The following is a 6,374-nucleotide window of genomic DNA, read 5'->3' as shown; positions in this document are numbered from 1 at the left end:
TAGGGGCCGTTTGTAAAATTGGTGAATTAGAGGCAGTTTTTTTTTTTTCAAGCAGAAGACGGCATACGAGTTGCAGCGTAGTCTCGTGGGCTCGGAGATCTGTATAAGAGACAGATTCGGGGGGCGGTGGTGGACGGGAAAAGAGGTGTGTCGAGGGGTAGGACGCGATATCAGGGAGGACCGGGAGACTACCCGGCATATCGGTATTTCGCCTGATGACTTGCTGGGTTATAAGCCCTGTCGGACACGCGTCCGAGGGTGGCCTGTGCCTGTGCAGGCCGGGGCCTCGGCCCGTACTCATAAGGTTGATGCGGTGAAGACCCACCCTGAAGGTTCCGCCTCCACCCGCAAGTCACCCCGGGCACGCCAGGGGCGGCCGAGCGACCGCGCCCGACAATCGCGTCAACAGCTGGAGCGGCGCCTGGCGGTGAGCGTTGGCGAGGAGGCGCGGTCGGCGCGGATGCGCGCGGGGCTGACGCAGGCGGATGTGGCCGAGCGCATCGGCATCGCCGCGGAGGTCTATGGGCGGATGGAGCGCGGGAAGATGATGCCCAGCGTGCCGACGCTGTTCCGCCTGTGTCTGGCGCTGCGCCTGTCGGCGGACGTGGGCCTGGGGCTCGTCACGGCGGCCTCGGTGGGCGCGGCGCTGTGGGAGGAGGACTCGCGGGACAAGGACCACCTGCCGGAGATGCGCCGCCTCCTGCGCACGCTGCGCCGCATGTCGCGCGGTCAGCTCAAGCTCGTGAACCAGGTCGCCGCCGCCATCCTGCCCCAGCGCTGAGCGCGGAGGCGGCGGGGAGATGGAACCATCGGCGCGGACAGCGCGTGGCGGTCCGTCGCGCGTGCTTCAGCGGCTTGGAAGACAGAGGGTGTCGGGTGGGCACCGCTCGGGGCCCATCGTCCCGAGCCGGGCGGGCTCCCGGAGCACGGCCGCGTCCTCGTGGGGCCCCGCCGTCTGCTCGGCGGTGAGCGTGGCCGGGGTCGAGGGAATCAAGCTCAGCGCCACCAACACCAGCAGCAACCCGAAGAGCAGTTGGAGCAGGCGCGCGCGCACGACATGGATGGACGGTGGGGCGATCATTCCGCACGCCCCCCGACGACAGCCCACGTCCACGCCGCCGCCGCGTCCCCCACCGAGTGAGTCGGCGGAGCCAGGGAGAGCAGGCGGGCGTCGCGAGGCGGAAACGCGGACAGCGGCAGGGCGGTGGACGCCAGCCGGCACCAGGACAGGGACAGACAAAGACTCATGACGCGGGGCTCCGGAGTGCGGGGAACTTGGTGAGCCCCCGTGCCCATGTCCTCCCTCCCTCGGAGACAAGGCTCGTGTCGGGTGCGTGACGTGGCGGGTGCGCTTCGTCCAACCCGGGACGGAGTCGAAGGTTTCGCGGTTGCTTCTGCTCTGCGGGTGACGGCTTCGCGGGAGGGGTGCTTGTCACCCTGCCCCGTCCCTGGCCTCATGCATCCAGGGGCCCTCGGGAACAGACGTGACGGAAACGATTCGGGGAAGGCGACGCGGAGGACTCGGCTCGCGCGCGCTCATCGCGGTGTGGCTGCTGGTGCTGCTCGTGCCGGTGCTCCCCGCGCATGCCCAGGCTCCGTCACCGCCGGATGGAGGCAGCGCGGATGCGGGCGTGTCCGCGGCGGAAGTCGGCCTCGCGCGCACGGACGCGGGCTGGGCGGTGGAGGTCGTCACGCCGGATGGAGGCGTGGCCGAGCCCGTCTTCATTCCCCCCGCGCTGACGCGAGACGCCCCCGCGCCCTATCCGCCCGAGCTCGCGTCGGAGCGTGTCTCGGGCGTGGTCCAACTGGAGCTGCTGGTCGACGACGCGGGGGAGGTCGAATCCGCCACGCTGGTGCGGGGCGTCCACCCGCTGTTGGACAAAGCCGCGCTGCACGCCGCGCCGTCCCTGCGCTTCTCGCCCGCCACCGTGGATGGACAGCCGGTGCCGGTGCGCCTCGCCTTCGAGTACCGCTTCGAGGCGCCCGTCGTCGCCGAGGATGCGCGCCTCGAAGGCCCCGTCACCTTGCGTGGACTGGTGCGCACCAAGGGCAACCGGCGCCCCGTCGTCGGCGCCACGCTGGTGTCGGACAGCGTGCCGGACGCGCCGGTGCAGACGGATACGCAGGGCCGCTTCGAGGCGCGCTGGCCCTCGGGGGGACATCGCGTCCGCGTGTCCGCGCCCGGCCACAAGCCCGGCCTCTTCCGCGAGGAGCTCGGGACGCAGGAGGCGCTGGAGGTGGTGTACGGGCTTGCGCCGCTCGTCATCAATCCCTACGAGACGGTGGTGCGAGGAGACCGCGAGCGCACCGAGGTCAGCCGCGTCACGTTGCACGACGCGGAGCTGCGCGAAGTGCCCGGCACCATGGGCGACCCGTTCCGCGTCATCATGCTGCTGCCGGGCGTGAGCAGCATGTTGTCCGGCGTGGCCTACCCCGTGGTGCGCGGCAGCCAGCCCGCGGCCACCGGCTACTTCCTGGATGGCATCCGCGTCCCCATCCTCTTCCACCTCTTCCTCGGCCCCGCGGTCATCCACCCGGACTTCATCGACGCCATCGACTTCTTCCCGGGCTCACCGCCACCCCGCTACGGGCGGCTGCTGGGCGGGGCGATTGAAGGCCGGCTCAGCAGGCCGCGCGATGACCGCGTCCACGGCAGCGCCTACGCGGACCTCATCAACGCGGGCTTCTTCCTGGAGACGCCGTTCGTCTCCACCGGCACCAACGTCAGCCTCGCGGGCCGCTACTCCTATACGCCGTGGCTCATCGCGCTCGCGGCCAACAAGCTCCAGGACCCGCCCCAGTCTGGCCGCCTCAACCCGAAGGTCATCCTCGACTTCTGGGACTACCAGCTGCGCGTGGAGCAGGACGTGGGGCAGGGCAAGCTGCGGCTGTTCGCGTTCGGCTCGTCGGACACGTTCGGCTCCGAGTCGCAGGACGAGTTCGGAGACACCGCGCTGCAGTCCATCATCTTCCACCGCGTGGACCTGCGGCACCGCCACCCGCTGGCCGGCGGCGAGTTCGAAATCGGCGCGACGTGGGGCCTGGACCGCTTCGCCGTCACCAGCAGCACCCCGCCGAGCGACGCGACGTCCGTCTTCATCGACCAGGGCACCTGGTCCGCGCGCCTGGGCTACACCGCGCCGCTGGACCCCAAAGTCACCCTGCGGCTGGGCGGCGACGTGGACCACAAGCGCGCCATCGTCGACTTCTACGAGCTGAACCCGGACGAGGAGACGGCCGAGTTCGCCCCGGTGGCGCTGGCCACCTTCCTGGGCGCGTGGGCGGAGCTGGTGTGGCAGCCCACTCCCAAGTGGTCCGTGGTGCCGGGGCTGCGCGTGGACAACTACCACCTGTCCCCGGGCATCGACCGCACCGCGCTGGAGCCGCGCCTCACCCTGCGTCACCAGCTCACCGACTCGCTCGTCCTCAAGGGCTCCGCGGGCCTGTTCCACCAGCCGCCCACTTCACTCATCAGCCTGCCCGTGGTGGACGTGGGCAGCCTGCTGTTGGGGCTCCAGGAGGGCGCGCAGTTCTCGTTCGGCGCGGAGTGGAAGGCGCTCCAGGGGTTGGAGCTGGGCATGGACGTCTACGTCAACCCGCTGGTGCGGACCATCGAGCTGACGCCCTTCTCCGACGAGGGCCTGGTGGATGACCCGGACCCGCTGCCCGCGCCGGACCAGGACCCGGGCATCCCGAACCGCGACGACATCAACTTCCCCGACTTCAAGAGCCACGGCCTCGCGTATGGACTGGAGCTGCTCGTCCGCCATCCGCTGGGCGACAACTGGTTCGGCTGGCTCTCGTACACGCTGCAGCGCAGTGTCCGGCGCACGCGTTTCTACCGGTACGACGTGGAGGGCAACGTGCTGGGCGAGGCGTCCGCGGACCTGCCCTTCGCCTTCGACCAGTCCCACGTGCTCAACCTGGTGCTCAGCTACAAGTTCTCCAACAGCGTCACCCTGGGCGGCGTGCTGCACTTCAACACCGGCCGTCCGGAGTACGGAACGCTGGGCACGCAGACCCACCGCGCGGGACAGGACAGCTCCGGCAGGCCGTCGTGGGTGAAGGTGGACCGGGACTCCGTGGACCGGCTGCCGCCCTTCTTCCGCTTCGATGTGCGCCTGTCCAAGTCGTGGGTGTACGAGACCTTCAGCCTGGAGGCCTACCTGGACATGCTCAATGTCACCATCAGTCAGGAGACGGTGAGCTTTGAGTACGACGGAGGAGGCGGCCGACCGCTCTCCAAGGAGGCCGTGGGGCTGCCCATCGTCCTGCCCATCCTGGGCGCGAAGGGGCGATACTGAACCTGGCGAGTGATGGATAACGCACGCTTGCCGTCTCTCCCCGTGAGCGACCCCGACAAGCAGACTGCTGGCACGGTTTGATTCCGGGCCGAGGAGTGTTGATGGGAGCCGGCCTGCCCTCGGGTCGGATGGACACTCCCAGGCTTCGACGGTGGACCGCCCCGACATCCAGGTGAAGACTCCATGTTCCACGAAGGGATAGCGACGATGGCGGAATGGTTGCGGTGGCGGGGAACGCCCCCACATGGCGCGGCGGGCGCTCAGGGGGGCTCGAGCGCCTCGCAGTCGCCGGACGCGTCCCCCGACAGCACTGGCCTCGTGGGTGTTGAAGCTCCGGGCGTGCTGCTGGTCGACGACAACCCCGCCAACCTGGTGTCGCTGGAGGCCATCCTGGAGCCGCTGGGCGTGCGGCTCGCGAAGGCGTCCTCCGGAGAGCAGGCGCTGCGCTTCCTCCTGCGCGAGGACTACGCCGTCATCCTGCTGGACGTGCGGATGGCGGGGATGAACGGCTTCGAGACGGCCTCCCTCATCAAGCAGCGGGAGCGCACGCGCAACGTCCCCATCATCTTCCTCACCGCGTACGGGCGCGATGACTCGGAGCTGGTCGCCGGCTACTCCACCGGCGCGGTGGACTTCCTGCAGAAGCCCTTCCCGCCGGAAGTGCTTCGCTCGAAGGTCACCGTCTTCGTGGAGCTGTTCCGCGCGCAGCATCAGGTGCGCGCGCAGGCGGAGCTGTTGCGACAGAAGGAAGCGGAGGCGCGCGAGCTGGCGCACCGCGCTGCGGGCCACATCGACCGGCTGCGCGACTTCACCGCGCGGCTGTCGGAGGCCAGCACGGTGGCGGAGGTGTGCCGCGCGCTCTTCGAGCAGGGGTTGGTGGCCGCGGGCGCGAAGGCGGGCGCGGTGAACCTCCTGAATGACGAAGGGGACGCGCTCGAAATCGTGGACGCGGTGGGCTACCCCGAGCAGGTGCTGGCCAAGTGGCGCCGCATCCCCCTGTCCAACCCGGTGCCGCTCACGGAGGCGGTGCGCGAGCAGCGGCCCATCTGGCTGGGCTCATTGGAGGACTGGCAGGGGCGCTATCCGCACCTGAATGCGTACGGCATCCACGAGTCCGCCATCGCCCTGCCGCTGCTCGTGAAGGGGCGGGCGCTGGGGGCCATTGGCCTGTCCTTCGCGCGGGCGCGGCTGTTCACGGAGATGGACCGGGCCTTCTTCTCCGCGCTGGCGCACGCGTGCGCGCAGGCGCTGGAGCAGGTGCGCCTCATCACCGAGGAGCGCCGCGTGCACGAGGAGCTGCGGCGGCGCTCGGAGTTCGAGCAGCAGCTGGTGGGAATCGTGTCGCACGACTTGCGCAACCCCCTGGCGGCCATCTCCATGTCGGTGGGTCTCCTGGAGAAGAAGGGCGAGCTGTCCGACATGCAGCGGCGCACGGTGCAGCGCATCGGTCAGGCCAGCGAGCGCGCGGCGCGGATGATTCGCGACCTGTTGGACTTCACCAAGGCGCGGCTGGGCGGCGGCATCGCCCTGCACCGGCAGCCCACGGACCTCCGGGAGGTGGTGACGCAGGTGCTGGACGAGGTGCAGGGCGCCCACCCCGGCCGGCCCGTGCAGGTGGACGTGGCGCCGGACGTGCGGGGGGAATGGGACCCGGACCGCATCGCCCAGGTGCTGACCAACCTGCTCTCCAACGCGCTGGCCTACAGCCCGCCGGAGGCGCCGGTGCGGGTGCGCACGTTCGCGGAGGCAGGCCAGGCGATGGTGAGTGTCTACAACGGTGGGGACCCCATCCCGCCCGAGCTCATGTCGCGCCTGTTCGAGCCGATGACGCGAGGCATGCTCAAGGAAGGCCAGTCCAGCCGCAGCATCGGCCTGGGCCTCTACATCGTCCGGGACATCATCCGCGGCCACGGTGGCAGCGTGGACGTGGTGTCCTCGCAGGAGGACGGCACCACCTTCACCGTGCGCCTGCCCCGGCTCCAGGACTGAGGAGGTGGGTGTGATGCCTTCCTGCCCCGTGGGGCAGTGGCGGGTGTCGCCCACGGTGCACTTTGCTCCCGGATGCGGGAG

General features: G+C 69.9%; 5 protein-coding genes. 3 read left to right on the top strand and 2 right to left on the bottom strand.

The features are described from left to right. Positions 1-409 precede the first annotated feature (409 nt). Positions 410-781 (top strand): helix-turn-helix domain-containing protein, encoded by a 372-nt coding sequence (locus HR086_RS43640; protein ID WP_046716786.1) that lies wholly within the window; start codon positions 410-412, stop codon positions 779-781. Positions 782-847: 66 nt separating this feature from the next. Here the strand turns inward: HR086_RS43640 and HR086_RS43635 are convergent, their stop codons facing one another. Together HR086_RS43635 and HR086_RS43630 are read right to left on the bottom strand one after the other, a co-directional pair. Further along, positions 848-1,081, bottom strand: coding sequence for a hypothetical protein (locus HR086_RS43635; protein ID WP_141640473.1), 234 nt, complete (start codon positions 1,079-1,081; stop codon positions 848-850). After that, positions 1,078-1,248: a hypothetical protein gene (locus HR086_RS43630; protein WP_174468596.1), complete on the bottom strand. Its 171-nt coding sequence runs from the start codon at positions 1,246-1,248 to the stop codon at positions 1,078-1,080. Before HR086_RS43630 ends, HR086_RS43635 begins: the two co-directional genes overlap by 4 nt. Before the next feature lie 308 nt (positions 1,249-1,556). Between HR086_RS43630 and HR086_RS43625 the strand changes: the two genes are divergently transcribed. Both HR086_RS43625 and HR086_RS43620 read left to right on the top strand, forming a co-directional pair. Next, positions 1,557-4,304 carry a TonB-dependent receptor domain-containing protein gene (locus HR086_RS43625; RefSeq protein ID WP_373564435.1) on the top strand — a complete coding sequence of 916 codons (2,748 nt, stop codon included), beginning with the start codon at positions 1,557-1,559 and terminating at the stop codon, positions 4,302-4,304. Positions 4,305-4,643: 339 nt separating this feature from the next. Then, entirely contained in the window at positions 4,644-6,293 is a 1,650-nt protein-coding gene (locus HR086_RS43620) for a response regulator (RefSeq protein WP_373564434.1), read from the top strand. The last annotated feature ends 81 nt before the right edge of the window (positions 6,294-6,374 follow it).

This window comes from Myxococcus sp. CA039A, from assembly GCF_013336645.1.
GTDB lineage: Bacteria > Myxococcota > Myxococcia > Myxococcales > Myxococcaceae > Myxococcus > Myxococcus llanfairpwllgwyngyllgogerychwyrndrobwllllantysiliogogogochensis.
Note: the sequence above shows the minus strand (reverse complement) of the source record. Positions and strands in the feature narration are given on the sequence as shown.

Coding starts and splice junctions, on each gene's coding strand:
- HR086_RS43635 (WP_141640473.1), bottom strand. CDS start 1,081: ATGATCGCCCCACCGTCCATCCATGTCGTGCGCGCGCGCCTGCTCCAA.
- HR086_RS43630 (WP_174468596.1), bottom strand. CDS start 1,248: ATGAGTCTTTGTCTGTCCCTGTCCTGGTGCCGGCTGGCGTCCACCGCC.